Below are 15,892 nucleotides of genomic sequence, written 5' to 3' on the forward strand. Positions count from 1 at the left end.
TGTGCTGCCTGCGATGCCCATGCCCCGGTCCGTCATGATCCGCACGGTTCCCGGGCGGTTACCACTCTCCGGTGGTGTTTCGGCGGCGTCAACGGATTCCCGGCAGCCCGTCCACATCGTTGCGGCAGGAGGGGATTCCCACCGGACGGTCGTGCCGGGAACAGTTCCTCCCGGTGCCCGCTGTCCCTAGACTCCCCTCATGGGGGACAACCCGGGGGACGACTTTGTGGGGCTTGGGGTGCCTGAACTCGTACTGGAACTGAACGGTCGCACCTGGACGCTTGATCCGTCCCGGTCGTACAGCCTCGGCCGGGACCCGCAGTCGGACGTGGTCCTCGACGACGCCAGGGTCTCCTGGCGGCACGCCACGATCCGGCGCGGGGAGGGCGGTTGGGTCCTGGAGGACCTCGGCAGCACGAACGGCACCTATGTGCAGGGCCAGCGTGTCCACGCCCACGAGGTCGCCGCCGGTGCCACCGTCAACCTCGGCAACGCCAACGACGGCCCGCAACTGCTCTTCAGCGGCGGCCGGTCCGCGGGCGGCGACATCTACAGCGCCGAGACCGCGCTCGCCCAGCCGCAGCAGGGCCGCCAGTCGGGCCCCGCCGTGCAGAAGGCGCCGGAACGGGGCGCGTCGGCGCCGCAGAACGGCTGGAACGGCAACGGCTCGCAGCCGCACGTGCCGCAGCCCGCCCACGGCGGCCAGGCGCCGCGGCCGCGCATCCCGGCCCCGCAGGGGCCCTCCGGCGGGATCGGGTCGGCCCCGCCCGTCTACGGCGACCGCAGCCCGACCACCTTCCACCACCTTGTGCTCGGCCGCGTGATGAAGATCGGCCGCGCCCTGGAGAACGACCTCGTCGTCTCCGACCTCCAGGTCTCCCGGTTCCACGCGGAGTTCCGCGCCCACCCGGACGGCCGCTACGAGATCGTCGACCTCGGCAGCCACAACGGCACCTATGTCAACGGCCAGCCGATCCAGCGTCACCTGCTGGGCCCCAACGACATCGTGGGCGTCGGCCACTCCACCTTCCGGCTCGTCGGCGACCAGCTGGAGGAGTTCGTCGACACCGGCGAGATCTCCTTCTCCGCGCGCCGGCTCACGGTGACCGTCCCTCAGGGCAGCGGCACCAAGAAGATCCTCAACGACGTCTCCTTCGGCGTCCCCGAGAAGTCGCTCGTCGCCGTCATCGGCCCCTCCGGGTCCGGCAAGTCGACGCTGCTGCGCGCGCTGACCGGCTACCGGCCGGCCGACGAGGGGGAGGTGCTCTACGACAGCCGCAACCTGTACAAGCAGTTCGCCGAGCTGCGGCAGCGCATCGGGCTGGTCCCGCAGGACGACATCCTGCACAAGGAGCTGACGATCCGCAAAGCCCTGCGCTACGCGGCCAAGCTCCGCTTCCCCGGCGACACCAAGGCCGCCGAGCGCGAGGCCCGCATCGACGAGGTGCTGCGCGAGCTGAAGCTCGACGTGCACGCGGACAAGCGCGTCACCTCGCTCTCCGGCGGCCAGCGCAAGCGTGTCTCGGTCGCCCTGGAGCTGCTCACCAAGCCCTCGCTGATCTTCCTGGACGAGCCCACCTCCGGCCTCGACCCGGGCATGGACCGCGACGTGATGAAGCTGCTGCGCGGCCTGGCCGACGACGGCCGCACGGTGCTCGTGGTCACCCACTCCGTGGCCGAACTGGCCCTGTGCGACAAGCTGCTGGTGATGGCGCCCGGCGGCGCCGTGGCGTACTTCGGGCCGCCCGAGGAGGCGCTGAACTTCTTCGGCTACGACACCTGGGCCGACGTCTTCTCCGCCTTCGAGAACTACCGCGACTACGACTGGTCCGGACGCTGGCACGGCTCCCAGCACTACCAGATGTACGCCGCCGACCTGGACGCGGTCGCACCGCAGTCCGTACCCGTGGCCCCGCAGCGGACGAAGCCGCCCAAGCCGCAGAGCTGGGGATCGCAGTTCGTCACCCTGGTGCGGCGCTACATGTCGGTGATCGCCTCCGACAAGGGCTTCATGGGCCTGATGGTGATCCTGCCGGCGGTCCTCGGCCTGGTGAGCGTGGTCATCCCGGCGGACTTCGGCCTGAAGGCCGCCGACCAGCCGGGCAAGTTCAATCCCGACGCCGGCACAATCCTGCTGATCCTGGCCGTGGGCGCCTGCTTCTCCGGCGCCGCCAACTCGGTGCGTGAACTGATCAAGGAACGGGTCATCTACGAACGGGAACGTGCCACCGGCCTGTCGCGCTCGGCGTACCTGTTCTCCAAGGTGTTCGTCCTCGGCCTCATCAGCGCCCTCCAGGGCGTCATCATCTGCGCGATCGGCCTGTCGGTCCGCAAGCTCCCCGACGAGGGGCTGATCGTCAAGAGCTTCCCGGCCGCCGAGATCACCCTGGTGATCATCGGCCTGGGCTTCACCTCGATGATGTTCGGCCTGGTCATCTCCTCCTTGGTGAAGACCGCGGAGAAGACCATGCCGCTGCTGGTCATGTTCGCCATCGTCCAGGTCGTCTTCACCGGGGTGCTCTTCCAGATCTTCGGCACCGTCGGCCTGGAGCAGGTCGCCTGGCTGATGCCGTCCCGCTGGGCGGTCGGCGCCGCGGGAGCCACGCTGGACCTCGGCCACGTCATGCCGCCGTGGGACCTGGCCAAGCCGGACAACGTCGACCCGCTGTGGGAGCACTCGGCCGCACAATGGGGCACCGACATGGGCATCCTGCTCGGCATCGGCCTGGTGTGCGGCTTCCTCGTCCTGAGGCTGCTGCGGCGCCACGAGCCCGAGGTCATGCGCAAGTAGGGCGCGCACGTTCCCGCACACGCCGCTGCCACGCACAAGGGCGGCGGATTCCCAGACCGGGAATCCGCCGCCCTTGTGCTGTCCTGTGCCCGTCCCGCGGGATCAGTACCAGTTGTGCGCCTGCCAGAACGACCACGCGCCGCACGGGCTGCCGTAGCGCTCGTTCATGTAGTTCAGGCCCCACCTGATCTGAGTGGCCGCGTTGGTGCGCCAGTCGGCGCCCGCCGAGGCCATCTTCGAACCGGGCAGCGCCTGGACCAGGCCGTACGCGCCGGAGGAGGGGTTGACCGCCTGCGGGTTCCAGCCGCTCTCGCGGGTCACGATGTTGGAGAAGCACTGGAACTGCGCGTCGCCGACCATCTGCCGCGCCATCTCCTGCGGGCTGCCGCTCGGCACCGCCGCGGCGGTGGCCGTGCTCTCCTGCGCGGCACGCGGGGCGGCCTGCTTCTGCTGGGGTATCAGCGCCCGCCGCTCGTGGCTGCGGTTGGCGGCCTGCTGCTCCTCGCGGCGCTGCTGGGCCTCGGCGGCGACGCGCTCGGCGTGCGCCTTGCGCGCGGCGACGACATGGGCGACGTGCCGGGCGTGCGCCTTGGTCCTGGCGGTGACCTGGGCGACGTGCTGGGCGTGCTTCTTGAGCACCACGGCCTGGTGGGCGACGTGGGCGGCGTGCTTCTCGGCCACCGCGTTCACATGGGCGGCGTGTGCGGCGTGCGCGGCCTTCGCAGCCTTGGCGGCCTTCACGGCGGCGGCCTGCTCGGCCTGGGCCGTACCGGCACTCCCGGTCACGCCGGTGATCGCCAGGACGCCCACACCGGCGGCGGCGATGCCCGCGGCGGAGTACTTGTGGGCCCTGGTCAGACGGTCGAAAGACGGGATCGTCGGGAGCTGCATGGGGGAGTTACCTCTTCCATTCGGCTGCGCTCCGCTCTGCACGGGGCAAAGAGAGGCGCCACGTGTCCAACGCGGCGCGGAGCGACCCGAGCATTCTTAGCCCGCGAGAAATTCCCGGGCAAAGCCCGGCATTACTACCCGAAGTCGTAGACAGCCGGCTGCCCGGAGGCGTCACATGCCCCCCTTCCGGGCGGTCCGGTGGCCCCGCGATCTACTACCGTCCTTCGGACGTGACGTACGTCCTATGCGGTGCCTCACAGGCCCGTGACGTCGTGTCGCCATCCGGACACCCTGCGTGCGCCGTTCTCCGGCCGTTTCCCGGGCGTTCCGCCGCTCCCGTCCCGTTCGTGCGCCGGCGGCCGCCGCAGGGCGGCCGTACGGGCATTTCGGCCTAGGTCCGCGGGACCGGACCCGCCGGTCCCGCGGCCGATCCCGGATCCCCCGCCCCGCCAGTACGGTGAAGCCATGCACAGCCGGTCATCCCGTCGCGGTGTCGAGGCGGTGAGCGCGGCCGTACTCGCCATGAGCAGGCACCTGGAGGTGCGCGAGGTCCTGCAGACCATCGTCGCCTCCGCCCGTGAACTGCTCGACGCCGAATACGCGGCGCTCGGCGTGCCGGACGACCACGGCGGCTTCGCGCAGTTCGTCGTCGACGGCGTCAGCGACGAGCAGTGGCGGGCGATCGGCCCGCTGCCCCGCCAGCACGGCATCCTGGCCGCGATGCTCCACGAGGCCGGCCCGCAGCGGCTCGCCGACGTCCGTACCGACCCGCGCTTCGGGGGCTGGCCCTCCGCCCACCCCGAGATGAGCGACTTCCTCGGCATGCCGGTGGTCGACGGCGACGAGGTCCTCGGCGCCCTCTTCCTCGCCAACAAACGCGGCCCGCGGCCCGACGGGGGCGGGTGCGCCTTCACCGGCGAGGACGAGGACCTGCTGCGCACCCTGGCGGCGCACGCCGCCATCGCCCTCACCAACGCCCGCCTGTACGAGCGCAGCCGCGAGCTGACCCTCGCCGGCGAACGCGCCCGCATCGCGCACGAGTTGCACGACGCCGTCTCGCAGAAGCTCTTCTCGCTGCGGCTCACCGCCCAGGCCGCCGCCGCACTGGTGGACCGCGACCCGGCCCGCGCCCGCGAGGAGCTGCGGCAGGTCGCCGCGCTCGCCGCCGAGGCCGCCGACGAACTGCGCGCGGTCGTCGTCGAGCTGCGCCCCGCGGCCCTGGACGAGGACGGGCTGCTGGCCACCCTGCGCACCCAGGCCCAGCTCCTCGGCCGGGCGCACACGGCGCGCGTCTCCTTCAGCCACGGCAAGGTGCGGGCGCTGCCCGCCGCCCAGGAGGAGGCGGTGCTGCGCGTCGCCCAGGAGGCCATGCACAACGCGCTGCGCCATGCCGCGGCAAGCTCGGTGACCGTGCGCCTGGAGGCCCGCGGCAGGGGAGCGGTGCTCCGGATCACCGACGACGGCCGCGGCTTCGACCCCTCGGCGGTACGGCGGGCCGGGCGCCACCTCGGCCTGGTCTCGATGCGCGACCGGGCCGACGGGGTCGGCGGCGCCCTGACGGTGGAGTCGGCGCCCGGCAAGGGCACCGTGATCGAGATGGAGGTGCCCGGTGGGTGATCCGGACAGCGACGGCCGGGCGGCCTTCGGGGAGGGCTTGGAGGCGGAGGAGGGCCGGGCGATCCGCGTCCTGGTGGTCGACGACCACCAGGTCGTCAGACGGGGCCTGCGGACCTTCCTCGAAGTGCAGCCGGACATCGAGGTCGTCGGCGAGGCGGCGGACGGCGACGAGGGCGTGCGGCGCGCCGAGGAGCTCGCGCCCGACGTGATCCTGATGGACATCAGGATGCCCGGCACCGACGGCATCGAGGCACTGCGCCGCCTCCGCGAGTCCGGCAGCAGGGCACGGGTGCTGGTGGTCACCAGCTTCACCGAGCAGCGCACCGTCGTCCCCGCCCTGCGCGCCGGCGCGGCCGGGTACGTCTACAAGGACGTGGACCCCGACGCGCTGGCGGGCGCCATCCGCTCCGTCCACGCGGGGCACGTGCTGCTGCAGCCGGAGGTCGCCGACGTACTGCTCTCCCAGGAGGAGCCGGCATCGGGGCAGGGCCGCGGCGGCACGCTCACCGAACGGGAGCGCGAGGTGCTGTCGCTGATCGCCGAGGGCCGCTCCAACCGGGAGATCGCCCGTGCCCTGGTGCTGTCGGAGAAGACGGTCAAGACCCATGTCTCGAACATCCTGATGAAGCTCGACCTGTCCGACCGCACGCAGGCGGCCCTGTGGGCCGTGCGGCACGGCATCGGCACCTGAGCGGGAGGGCGGCCTGTCCTGCCGCCGAGGCGTGTCTCCCACCGCGGCGGTAGCGGTAGGACAAGCCGATCGTCACCGTCCGGACTGAGATTCATACCGTCGGGTGTATGTCGCCCGGATGGCGCAACCTGGGCGCGCCTGCCCCGTTCTTCATGGCGTGCTGCGGCGAGTGCCGCGGCACCACATGCAAGGAGGGTCAAGAAAGTGAAGAACCTGCACAAGGTCGCCGCCGTCACCATGGTCGCCGGAAGCATCGCCCTGGTCGGTGCCGGAGCCGCTTCCGCCCACACCGGTGGTGGCGCGCACGCCAACGGCGTCGCGAAGGGTTCCCCCGGCGTGGTCTCGGGCAACACGATCCAGGTGCCGGTGCACATCCCGGTCAACGTCTGCGGCAACACCATCAGCGTGATCGGCGTGCTCAACCCGGCCATCGGGAACTTCTGCATGAACAAGTGACCATGTGACCGCGGCCCCGCCGCGGTCCGGCAGTGACCGCCGGCCCTGGAGGACCACCTCCGGGGCCGGTCTCATTTTCCGCTCATTACTGCCCGTTGCTGACTGTTCCCGCCCACGAGTTCCGCCGTACGGAGGTTTCCGGCAGCGGGCCCGTGTCACCGCCCCGGTCGCCGCGTTCCCACAATGCGGCCCCGCGACCTGGGACCGCGGAATCACAGGAGGAACAGCTCTCATGAACAGCGCCAAGAAGGCCGCCCTCGTCATCGCCGCCGCCGGTACGGCCGCCGCCGGCACCGCCGGCACCGCGTTCGCCGGCTCCCACGCGGGCGGCGCGGCCGTCGGCTCGCCCGGCGTGCTGTCCGGCAACGTGATCCAGGTGCCGGTGAACATCCCGGTCAACGTCTGCGGCAACACCATCGACGTCATCGGGCTCCTGAACCCGGCCATCGGGAACGTCTGCTTCAACGACTGACGCCGCGAGGGCCCCGTGGACGACACCGTCCACGGGGCCCTTCGGCGTTCCGGCGGGGCAGGCGCGACTCAGCCGCGCCGCCGCTCGGCCTCCTCCACGAACGCGTTGTAGGCCGCCACCTGCGCCCGCCGCGCGGTGCGTTCCACCGGCCGCAGCAGGTCCGCCCGTGCCGCGATCTCCGAGGCGCTCACCGCCCCGCCGTGCTCCGTGTGCGCACCCGTGGCGATGGCCACCAGTGCCCCGACCCGCTGCGCCAGTTCCAGCACCCGTACCGCCCGCGGCGGATAGCCCGGCGCCAGCACCTCGCGCCCGCGCTCGGCGCGCGCCCGGTAGGCCTCCAGCGCCGCCTGGGCCGCCGGACCGGCCCCGGCCACGTCCAGCCGTGCCAGCGCCGCCGTGGCGTCCCGCAGGGCCTCCGCGAGCTCCCTCTCGGCCTCCCCGAGGGAGGGCACGTCCGCCGGGGGAGCATCCCGTACCTCCAGGCACTGCCACTCCACCCCCACGTGCACGTCCCCGCGCGGGCCGACCTCCGTGACCTCCGGCACGAAGCCGATGGAGGGGCCGCCCACCGCGACGACGGCCTCCCCGGCCGCCATCGCGCGCGCGTTGAACTCGGGGGGCCCGCTCAGCCCCAGCGGGTGGCCCGGCACCGGCAGCGCGAGCCGCAGCCCGGTCACCCCCAGGGCGCGCAGCCTGCCGAGACCGAGAGTGAGCCCCACCGGGGCGGACTCCCCGGGCAGCCCGGCCATCCGGTGGGCCGAATCGCCCGCGATCACTTCCTGAGCGGCGTCGTCCGGTGCGGCAAGTCCGGCAATCAGGGCATTACCCCAAGCCGCCAACCGTCCTGAGCGAGGTTCATCGAGCATCCCCCCAGCCTAAGGACTGAGGCTGGGCGGCCGTGGCGTAGATTTCCCTGGGGGCGGTGCCTACAGGCGCCCGCGACGGCAGACATGCGATCGGGAAATGGGAGACAACGCGCTCATGAGCGATGTTCTGGAGCTGGTGGACGTATCCGTGGTCCGAGACGGCCGGGCTCTGGTGGACCAGGTCTCCTGGTCGGTCGCCGAGGGCGAGCGCTGGGTGATCCTCGGCCCGAACGGCGCCGGCAAGACGACCATGCTGAACATCGCGTCCAGCTACCTCTTCCCGACCTCGGGCACCGTCCAGATCCTCGGCGAGAAGATGGGCAGCGTCGACGTCTTCGAACTGCGGCCCCGCATCGGCATCGCCGGCGTCGCCCTGGCCGAGAAGCTGCCCCGCAAGCAGACCGTCCTGGAGACCGTGCTCACCGCCGCCTACGGCATGACCGCCCACTGGCAGGAGAGCTACGAGCAGGTCGACGAGGACCGGGCCCGCGCCTTCCTGGACCGCCTGGGCATGAGCGACTACCTCGATCGCAGGTTCGGCACCCTTTCGGAGGGCGAGCGCAAGCGCACCCTGATCGCCCGCGCCATGATGACCGACCCCGAGCTGCTGCTCCTCGACGAGCCGGCCGCCGGCCTCGACCTGGGCGGCCGCGAGGACCTGGTGCGCCGGCTCGGCCGGCTCGCGCGCGACCCGATCGCGCCCTCCATGATCATGGTCACCCACCACGTCGAGGAGATCGCCCCCGGCTTCACCCACGTCCTGATGATCCGTCAGGGCAAGGTCGTGGCGGCCGGCCCCATGGAGACCGAGCTGAACTCCCGCAATCTGTCCCTCTGCTTCGGCCTGCCGCTCGTCGTCGAGCGCCGCGGCGACCGCTGGACCGCCAACGGCCTGCCCCTGAAGTAGGACCGGTCCGGGGGAGAGCCGTCGCACCCTGTCACAGATCCACTCCGGCCCCTACGATGGACCCGTGGACGACTGGTTGTGGTGGCTCATCGCCGCCGTGGGGCTGGGTATTCCGCTCGTGGTGACCGCGATGCCCGAGTTCGGGATGTTCGCGGTCGGTGCCGTCGCCGCCGCCGTCGCGGCGGGCCTCGGCCTGGGCATCACACCGCAGGTGCTGATCTTCGTGATCGTCTCGGTCGCGGGCATCGCCGTGGTGCGTCCGCTCGCCAACCGCAGCCGCGCGCAACGGCCGGAACTGCGCAGCGGCATCGACGCGCTCAAGGGCCGCCAGGCCGTCGTCCTGGAAAGGGTCGACGGACAGGGCGGCCGCATCAAGCTCAACGGCGAAGTCTGGTCCGCCCGGGCCCTCGACTCCGGCCGCCACTTCGATCCGGGCGAGAGTGTGGACGTCGTCGAGATCGAGGGCGCGACGGCCGTCGTGATCTGATCCGGCCCGATCCCCGCACCGGATCCGGAACGGGAATTCGCCGAACCCGGCCCGCCTCCCGCAGGGGTCTGCCAGACTTGATCATGTCTTCGTACTGACAGTCAGCAGCAAACGGCGTGGGAGTGGACGTGCAGCCGATCATCATCGTCCTGATCATCCTGGTGGTGCTCGTCTTCATCGCGCTCATCAAGACGGTCCAGGTCATCCCGCAGGCCAGCGCCGCCATCGTGGAGCGCTTCGGGCGGTACACCCGGACGCTGAGCGCCGGCCTCAACATCGTGGTGCCGTTCATCGACACCATCCGCAACCGCATCGACCTCCGCGAGCAGGTCGTGCCCTTCCCGCCGCAGCCGGTGATCACCCAGGACAACCTGGTCGTCAACATCGACACGGTCATCTACTACCAGGTGACCGACGCGCGGGCCGCCACCTACGAGGTCGCCAGCTACATCCAGGCCATCGAGCAGCTCACCGTCACCACGCTGCGCAACATCATCGGCGGCATGGACCTCGAACGGACCCTGACCTCGCGCGAGGAGATCAACGCGGCCCTGCGCGGCGTCCTGGACGAGGCCACCGGCAAGTGGGGCATCCGCGTCAACCGCGTGGAGCTGAAGGCGATCGAGCCGCCCACCTCCATCCAGGACTCGATGGAGAAGCAGATGCGCGCCGACCGCGACAAGCGCGCCGCCATCCTCACCGCCGAAGGCATCCGGCAGTCCCAAATCCTGACCGCCGAGGGCGAGAAGCAGTCCGCGATCCTGCGCGCGGAGGGCGAGTCCAAGGCCGCGGCCCTGCGGGCGGAGGGCGAGGCCCAGGCCATCCGCACGGTCTTCGAGTCCATCCACGAGGGCGACCCCGACCAGAAGCTGCTCGCCTACCAGTACCTGCAGATGCTCCCCAAGATCGCCGAGGGCGAGTCCAACAAGCTCTGGATCATCCCCAGCGAGCTCAACGACGCGCTCAAGGGCCTCGGCGGCATCGTCAACCTGCCCGGCGCCCCCGGCGCCGGCGGCGGTCCGGGCGGCGAGGGCGGCCCCCGCCGCGAGACCCCCCGGCTCGACAAGGACTGAAGCGCCGTCCGGCGCGCCGCCCCGCCTGTGACATGATCCGTGCGCTCCTCCCGGCCCCGGCGGCGGCGAGGAGCCGCACCGATCATGGAGGCCGCAGATGTCGCTCTGGGAATCCCTGGCCGTCCTGGCGGCCGGCATTGCCGCCGGCACGATCAACACCGTCGTGGGATCGGGAACGCTGATCACCTTCCCGGTCCTGCTCGCCGTGGGCCTGCCGCCCGTCACCGCCAACGTGTCCAACACCCTGGGCCTGGTCCCCGGCTCGCTCAGCGGCGCCATCGGCTACCGGCGCGAACTGCGCGGCCAGCGGACCCGCCTGCTGCGCTTCGCCGCCGCGGCCCTGTGCGGCGGACTGGCCGGAGCCGCACTGCTGCTGGCCCTGCCCTCGACGGCCTTCGACACCATCGTCCCGATCCTCATCGGCGTGGCCCTGGTGCTCGTCGTCGTCCAGCCCCGGCTCTCCCGCGCCTTCCAGGCCCGCCGGGCCGGCAACGGCACCCAGGCGCCCGAGCACGGCGGTGCGCTGCTGCCGCTCGGACTGCTCGTCGCCAGCGTCTACGGGGGCTACTTCGGCGCCGCCCAGGGCGTCATCTACCTGTCCCTCATGGGCGTCCTGCTCGACGAGAGCTGGCAGCGCGTCAACGCGGCCAAGAACGTCCTCGCGCTGATAGTGAACAGCGTCGCGGCCGTCTTCTTCCTCTTCGTCGCCGACTTCGACTGGGCCGCGGTCGGCCTCATCGCCGCCGGCGCCGCCCTCGGCGGCGTCATCGGCGCCCGCATCGGCCGCCGGCTGCCGCCCACCGCGCTGCGTGGCGTCATCGTCGTCGTCGGCGTCGCGGCGATCGTCCAGCTGCTCGTCAAGTAGCCGGACGACCGCCCCGCACGCCGGTCACGCCGGGAGCGCGAGCCACTCCGGCACGTTTTCACGGTCCTTCAGGCCCAGCGCCAGCAGCAGCGCGTCCGCCGGCGTCGGCTCGAACGGCTGCGTCAGCAGCCGCATCCCCGCCTGCTCCGGAGTCCGGTCCGCCTTGCGGTGGTTGTCCTCGGCGCAGGACGCCACCGTGTTCAGCCATGTGTCCCCGCCCCCGCGCGACCGCGGCAGGACGTGGTCCACCGTTGTCGCCCGCCGGCCGCAGTAGGCGCACCGGTGACGGTCCCGCACCAGCACCCCCCGCCGCGACCAGGCGGCCCGTTGTCGGAAGGGCACCCTCACGTACCGGCAGAGCCGGATCACCTGCGGCACCGGCACCTCCACGGCAGCCGCACGGATGCGCAGACCGGGGTGGGCCTGCTCGACCACGGCCTTGTCCTGCATCACGAGCACGACCGCCCGCCGCAGCGACACCGTCGACAGCGGCTCGAAGGTCGCGTTCAGTACCAGCGTCTCCCGCATTTCGCCCACCCCTCTGGTCCGTCCTCGCCGTGTGGCGAAGTGGCTCCACTGTGACCGGGCCATACCCGTGCGGACAACGCAATTTCCGCACGTCAAAGCGAACAGGAGGAAACGGGAAACGAAACGGCCACCGCCCGCCACCCCGCGGCGCCCGCCCCCCGTGGGGAACGCGGGCGCCCGGGGCGCGGCAGTCGGCGCGGACGCCCGGGCGCATGACCGGACTCCGGCGAACAGCTGGCATGTCGCGCGGCGAGAACCGCACAGCGCAACGCCCCGCCGCCCCCGCCACTGCGGTGCCGACCCCCGGTGACGGTTGGGTCACCAGGCAGACACCACTGTGCGTGCGGGAGCCCCGGGGCGCAACGGAATTACCGACCGCGGGGGACTACGCCCCCGGGTTCTCGTACTCGCCGATCACATGGGCGCGGGCCAGCGCGTGGAAGCGCAGGTTGAAGCCGACGACCGCGGGCGACACATCGGCGTCCGGGCCCAGCTTCTCCTGGTCCACCGCGTACACCGTGAACACATAGCGGTGGGACCCGTCCCCGGGCGGCGGGGCGGCACCGCCGAAGTCCCGGGTGCCGTAGTCGTTGCGGACGTGCACCGCGCCCTCGGGCAGCCCCTTGAAGCCGTCGCTGCCGGCACTGGCCGGCAGCTCCGTGACGGACGCCGGGATGTCGAAGAGCACCCAGTGCCAAAAGCCGCTGCCCGTGGGCGCGTCCGGGTCGTAGCAGGTCACCGCGAAGCTGCGGGTCCCCTCGGGGAAGCCCTCCCACCGCAGGTGCGGCGAGAGGTTCCCCTCGGCGTGGACCTGGTCGTCCTTCAGCGTGCCACCGGGCTCGATGTCGTCGCTCACGACCGTGAACGACGGCACCGGCGGGTGGAAGTCATGGGGGAGCGGTCGCCGATTCTGCTCGGTCACCTCGGGTACCTCCTGATCGCGAAAGCGCTGTCCCCGGCCGATCCTAGAACCAGTTGCGCTTCCCGCCGACCTCGGCCAGCCACTGGTTCAGGTACGACGCCCAGTCGGTGGCCTGGAAGTTGTTGAGTTCCATGGTGAACGAGCGGTACGCGTCGCTGCCCTCGCTGAACAGGCCCGGCTTCTTGTCCATCTCCAGGACGACGTCCATCTCGTGGCCGTCGGCGATGAAGCTCAGCTCCACCTGGGTCATGCCGCGGTACTGCTGCGGCGCGAAGAACTCGATCTCCTGGTAGAACGGCAGGCGCTGCCGGGTGCCGCGGATGTGGCCCCGCTCCAGGTCCGCGTTCTTGAAGGAGAAGCCCAGCCGGCCGAACGCGTCGAGCAGCGCCTGCTGCGCGGGCACCGGGTGCACGTTGATCGGGTCCAGGTCACTGGAGTCCACGGCGCGGGCGATCGCCAGCTCCGTCGTCACACCGACGTTCATCCCCGTCAGGTGACGGCCGAGGAAGGTCGTGATGGGGGTCTCCCACGGGATCTCCAGCCCGAACGGCACCACGTGCACCGCACCCGGCTGCACCTCGAAGGCGCCGCCCAGCTGCTGCCGGTGGAACTCGATGTCCTGCTTGTACTCGGCGTCCTGCCCCTCGACCTCGACCCGGGCCTGCAGGCCGACCGACAGTCCCTCGATGCGCTGCGGGACCGAGCCGCCCTGGATGCGCACCTCGCCCTGGACCACACCGCCCGGCACCACATTCGGCTCGCTCAGCACGGTCTCGACCGACGCGCCCCCGGCACCCAAGCTCGCAAGCAGCTTCTTGAAGCCCACGATGTCCCTCTCCCTTTACTGGCGGTTGCCTCGGTCCTTACGAACGCGGCCCCACCCCGAACGGTTCCATTACTCTCGTACCGCATGATCGCGGCTCCCGAAAGCATCCCCCTGCACCGGTCCTTCTTCGACCGCCCGGTGCTGGAGGTCGCCCCCGACCTCCTGGGGCGCATCCTGGTACGCACGACGGACGACGGTCCCATCGCGCTCCGCCTCACCGAGGTCGAGGCCTACGCCGGCCCCGCCGACCCCGGCTCCCACGCCTACCGGGGGCGCACCGACCGCAACGCCGTGATGTTCGGACCGCCCGGTCACGCGTACGTCTACTTCACCTACGGTATGTGGCACTGCTTGAACATCGTCTGCGGCCCCGGCGGCAACCCCAGCGGAATCCTGCTGCGCGGCGGTGAGATCCTCGAGGGAGCCGAACTCGCCCGCACGCGCAGGGTCAGCTCCCGGCGCCCCCACGACCTCGCCCAAGGGCCCGCCCGCCTGGCCACCGCCCTGGACGTCGACCGCACCCTCAACGGCGCCGACGTCTGCCCGGACGACCCCGGGGCCTCCCCCTTCCGCGTCCTGGCCGGCACCCCCGCCGACCGCGCGTCCGTGCTCAGCGGCCCGCGTACCGGCGTCGGCGGGGAGGGAGCGGCCCACCCCTGGCGCTTCTACATCGACGGGGACCCCACCGTCAGTCCCTACCGCGCCCACACACCGCGCCGCCGCGCACAGGGAGGCGCAAAAGGAGTCGAGCGGAACGCGTAGTCTCGGTAAGACTCCGTACGCAACGGGTACGAGGCACCGACCGACTCCAAGGAGACACGAGAACCGTGACGGACATCGTCGACGAGCTGCGGTGGCGAGGGCTGATCGCCGTTTCCACCGACGAGGACGCACTGCGCAAGGCGTTCGCGGACGGCCCGGTCACGGTCTATTGCGGCTTCGACCCGACGGCGCCCAGTCTGCATCTCGGCAACCTGGTGCAGATCCTCACCATCCGGCGGCTCCAGCTCGCCGGCAACCGGCCGCTCGCCCTCGTCGGCGGTGCCACCGGACTCATCGGTGACCCCAAGCCCACCGCCGAGCGGACACTGAACGACGCGGACGTCGTCGCCGGGTGGGTCGAGCGGATCCGCGCCCAGATCGAGCCCTTCCTCTCCTTCGAGGGCGAGAACGCCGCCGTGATGGTGAACAACCTCGACTGGACCGCGGGCCTGTCCGCCATCGAGTTCCTGCGGGACGTGGGCAAGTACTTCCGGGTCAACAAGATGATCGCCAAGGAGGCGGTCGCCCGCCGCCTCAACTCCGAGGCCGGCATCAGCTACACGGAGTTCAGCTACCAGATCCTGCAGGGCATGGACTTCCTGGAGCTCCACCGCCGGTACGGCTGCACCCTGCAGACCGGTGGCAGCGACCAGTGGGGCAACCTCACCGCCGGCATCGACCTCATCGGCCGCGTCGAGGGCACCTCTGTGCACGCTCTCGCCACGCCGCTGATCACCAAGGCCGACGGCACCAAGTTCGGCAAGACGGAGTCGGGCACGGTCTGGCTCGACCCCGACATGACCACGCCGTACGCCTTCTACCAGTTCTGGCTCAACGCGGACGACCGCGACGTGTCCAAGTTCCTGCGCATCTTCAGCTTCCGGTCGCAGGACGAGATCGAGGAGCTGGAGCGGCAGACCGAGGAGCGCCCGCAGGCCCGCGCGGCCCAGCGCGCCCTGGCCGAGGAACTCACCACCCTGGTCCACGGCGCCGAGCAGTGCGCCGCCGTCATCGCCGCCTCCAAGGCTCTTTTCGGCCAGGGCGAACTCGGCGAGCTCGACGAGCGGACACTCGCCGCGGCACTCGGCGAACTGCCCCACGCCAAGGTCTCCGAGCTGGCCCCGGTCGCCGACCTCTTCGCCGAGGTCGAGCTCGTCGCCAGCAAGTCCGCAGCCCGCCGCACCATCCGGGAGGGCGGCGCCTACGTGAACAACGCCAAGGTGACCGACGAGGACGCCGCTCCCGGGGCGGACGATCTGCTGCACGGCCGCTGGCTCGTCCTGCGGCGCGGCAAGAAGAGCCTCGCGGCGGTCGAGGTGGTCGCCGGCTGACGTTGTCGGCGTCGGCTGATTTTCGACGTTTGAGCGGCGGCGGAGCTTGACTCTGCCGCCGCTCCTGCGTAACGTAGCCCAAGCCGCTTGAGACGGTGCGTCCGGTTCGTCCGGATCCTCCGATCGGCGGCCATCCACTACGTCGACACTCTTCCGAAGATTCGGATGCATTTTCGTGCGCCCGAATCGAGGAATCGGCTGAATTCGCAAAGCGCGAAGGAATCCGCTAACGTAGTGAATGTGCCGGGGCGGAAACGCCAAGGCGAAACCCCCTCCAGAGGGTGGCAGAGAAGGAAATCGGATCTGCTAAGCTGGAGACAACGAAGGGAAAGCCCGGAGGGGCCGGTGAAACGGTCTCGAAGGAAGCTTCCGTTCCTTGAGAACTCAACAGCGTGCCAAAAGTCAAC

At 71.1% G+C, this 15,892-nt stretch carries 16 protein-coding genes; 11 read left to right on the forward strand and 5 right to left on the reverse strand.

Annotated features, from left to right (window positions below; genetic code table 11):
- The first annotated feature begins 199 nt into the window (after positions 1-199).
- Entirely contained in the window at positions 200-2,791 is a 2,592-nt protein-coding gene (locus tag ABZ883_RS32105; RefSeq protein ID WP_360912414.1) for an FHA domain-containing protein, read from the forward strand.
- Positions 2,792-2,893: 102 nt separating this feature from the next.
- On the opposite strand, the gene ABZ883_RS32110 is transcribed toward ABZ883_RS32105, so the two are convergent.
- Complete coding sequence (locus ABZ883_RS32110) at positions 2,894-3,682, reverse strand: transglycosylase SLT domain-containing protein (RefSeq protein WP_360912416.1); 789 nt, start codon at positions 3,680-3,682, stop codon at positions 2,894-2,896.
- 465 nt (positions 3,683-4,147) lie between these two features.
- Between ABZ883_RS32110 and ABZ883_RS32115 the strand changes: the two genes are divergently transcribed.
- The 4 genes from ABZ883_RS32115 (at position 4,148) to ABZ883_RS32130 (ending at position 6,918) form a co-directional block, all read left to right on the forward strand.
- Entirely contained in the window at positions 4,148-5,299 is a 1,152-nt protein-coding gene (locus tag ABZ883_RS32115; protein WP_360912418.1) for a GAF domain-containing sensor histidine kinase, read from the forward strand.
- A gap of 37 nt (positions 5,300-5,336) precedes the next feature.
- Positions 5,337-5,990 carry a response regulator transcription factor gene (locus ABZ883_RS32120; RefSeq protein WP_360912455.1) on the forward strand — a complete coding sequence of 218 codons (654 nt, stop codon included), beginning with the start codon at positions 5,337-5,339 and terminating at the stop codon, positions 5,988-5,990.
- A gap of 204 nt (positions 5,991-6,194) precedes the next feature.
- A complete protein-coding gene (locus tag ABZ883_RS32125; RefSeq protein WP_360912420.1) occupies positions 6,195-6,446 on the forward strand; it encodes a chaplin in 252 nt (83 codons plus the stop codon).
- A 232-nt stretch (positions 6,447-6,678) separates the two neighbouring features.
- Entirely contained in the window at positions 6,679-6,918 is a 240-nt protein-coding gene (locus tag ABZ883_RS32130; protein WP_360912422.1) for a chaplin, read from the forward strand.
- A 68-nt stretch (positions 6,919-6,986) separates the two neighbouring features.
- Here the strand turns inward: ABZ883_RS32130 and ABZ883_RS32135 are convergent, their stop codons facing one another.
- Positions 6,987-7,784 carry a hypothetical protein gene (locus tag ABZ883_RS32135; RefSeq protein WP_360912424.1) on the reverse strand — a complete coding sequence of 266 codons (798 nt, stop codon included), beginning with the start codon at positions 7,782-7,784 and terminating at the stop codon, positions 6,987-6,989.
- Positions 7,785-7,899: 115 nt separating this feature from the next.
- Between ABZ883_RS32135 and ABZ883_RS32140 the strand changes: the two genes are divergently transcribed.
- From ABZ883_RS32140 to ABZ883_RS32155, 4 genes are all read left to right on the forward strand, one after another.
- Positions 7,900-8,691 carry an ABC transporter ATP-binding protein gene (locus ABZ883_RS32140; RefSeq protein WP_360912426.1) on the forward strand — a complete coding sequence of 264 codons (792 nt, stop codon included), beginning with the start codon at positions 7,900-7,902 and terminating at the stop codon, positions 8,689-8,691.
- Positions 8,692-8,767: 76 nt separating this feature from the next.
- Positions 8,768-9,178, forward strand: coding sequence for an NfeD family protein (locus ABZ883_RS32145; protein WP_360912457.1), 411 nt, complete (start codon positions 8,768-8,770; stop codon positions 9,176-9,178).
- Between the two features lie 128 nt (positions 9,179-9,306).
- Positions 9,307-10,251: an SPFH domain-containing protein gene (locus ABZ883_RS32150; protein WP_360912428.1), complete on the forward strand. Its 945-nt coding sequence runs from the start codon at positions 9,307-9,309 to the stop codon at positions 10,249-10,251.
- 97 nt (positions 10,252-10,348) lie between these two features.
- Complete coding sequence (locus tag ABZ883_RS32155) at positions 10,349-11,116, forward strand: sulfite exporter TauE/SafE family protein (protein WP_360912430.1); 768 nt, start codon at positions 10,349-10,351, stop codon at positions 11,114-11,116.
- A gap of 24 nt (positions 11,117-11,140) precedes the next feature.
- On the opposite strand, the gene ABZ883_RS32160 is transcribed toward ABZ883_RS32155, so the two are convergent.
- The 3 genes from ABZ883_RS32160 to ABZ883_RS32170 all read right to left on the reverse strand — a co-directional run bounded on the left by ABZ883_RS32160 (position 11,141) and on the right by ABZ883_RS32170 (position 13,392).
- Positions 11,141-11,644, reverse strand: coding sequence for an HNH endonuclease (locus tag ABZ883_RS32160; protein ID WP_360912432.1), 504 nt, complete (start codon positions 11,642-11,644; stop codon positions 11,141-11,143).
- 385 nt (positions 11,645-12,029) lie between these two features.
- Positions 12,030-12,566 carry a YbhB/YbcL family Raf kinase inhibitor-like protein gene (locus tag ABZ883_RS32165; protein WP_360912434.1) on the reverse strand — a complete coding sequence of 179 codons (537 nt, stop codon included), beginning with the start codon at positions 12,564-12,566 and terminating at the stop codon, positions 12,030-12,032.
- Positions 12,567-12,609: 43 nt separating this feature from the next.
- Entirely contained in the window at positions 12,610-13,392 is a 783-nt protein-coding gene (locus ABZ883_RS32170; RefSeq protein WP_360912436.1) for a sporulation protein, read from the reverse strand.
- Between the two features lie 84 nt (positions 13,393-13,476).
- Between ABZ883_RS32170 and ABZ883_RS32175 the strand changes: the two genes are divergently transcribed.
- Together ABZ883_RS32175 and tyrS are read left to right on the forward strand one after the other, a co-directional pair.
- A complete protein-coding gene (locus ABZ883_RS32175) occupies positions 13,477-14,154 on the forward strand; it encodes a DNA-3-methyladenine glycosylase (RefSeq protein ID WP_360912438.1) in 678 nt (225 codons plus the stop codon).
- A 65-nt stretch (positions 14,155-14,219) separates the two neighbouring features.
- Positions 14,220-15,485 carry a tyrosine--tRNA ligase gene (tyrS, locus tag ABZ883_RS32180; RefSeq protein ID WP_360912440.1) on the forward strand — a complete coding sequence of 422 codons (1,266 nt, stop codon included), beginning with the start codon at positions 14,220-14,222 and terminating at the stop codon, positions 15,483-15,485.
- Positions 15,486-15,892: the final 407 nt, after the last annotated feature.

It is taken from the genome of Streptomyces sp. NPDC046977 (assembly GCF_040644455.1).
In the GTDB taxonomy this organism is placed as follows: domain Bacteria; phylum Actinomycetota; class Actinomycetes; order Streptomycetales; family Streptomycetaceae; genus Actinacidiphila.

What these genes read in the sequence shown, in the direction of transcription:
- ABZ883_RS32105 (WP_360912414.1), top strand. Translation starts at nt 200, where the DNA reads ATGGGGGACAACCCGGGGGACGACTTTGTGGGGCTTGGGGTGCCTGAA.
- ABZ883_RS32110 (WP_360912416.1), bottom strand. Translation starts at nt 3,682, where the DNA reads ATGCAGCTCCCGACGATCCCGTCTTTCGACCGTCTGACCAGGGCCCAC.
- ABZ883_RS32115 (WP_360912418.1), top strand. Translation starts at nt 4,148, where the DNA reads ATGCACAGCCGGTCATCCCGTCGCGGTGTCGAGGCGGTGAGCGCGGCC.
- ABZ883_RS32130 (WP_360912422.1), top strand. Translation starts at nt 6,679, where the DNA reads ATGAACAGCGCCAAGAAGGCCGCCCTCGTCATCGCCGCCGCCGGTACG.
- ABZ883_RS32135 (WP_360912424.1), bottom strand. Translation starts at nt 7,784, where the DNA reads ATGCTCGATGAACCTCGCTCAGGACGGTTGGCGGCTTGGGGTAATGCC.
- ABZ883_RS32140 (WP_360912426.1), top strand. Translation starts at nt 7,900, where the DNA reads ATGAGCGATGTTCTGGAGCTGGTGGACGTATCCGTGGTCCGAGACGGC.
- ABZ883_RS32155 (WP_360912430.1), top strand. Translation starts at nt 10,349, where the DNA reads ATGTCGCTCTGGGAATCCCTGGCCGTCCTGGCGGCCGGCATTGCCGCC.
- ABZ883_RS32160 (WP_360912432.1), bottom strand. Translation starts at nt 11,644, where the DNA reads ATGCGGGAGACGCTGGTACTGAACGCGACCTTCGAGCCGCTGTCGACG.
- ABZ883_RS32175 (WP_360912438.1), top strand. Translation starts at nt 13,477, where the DNA reads ATGATCGCGGCTCCCGAAAGCATCCCCCTGCACCGGTCCTTCTTCGAC.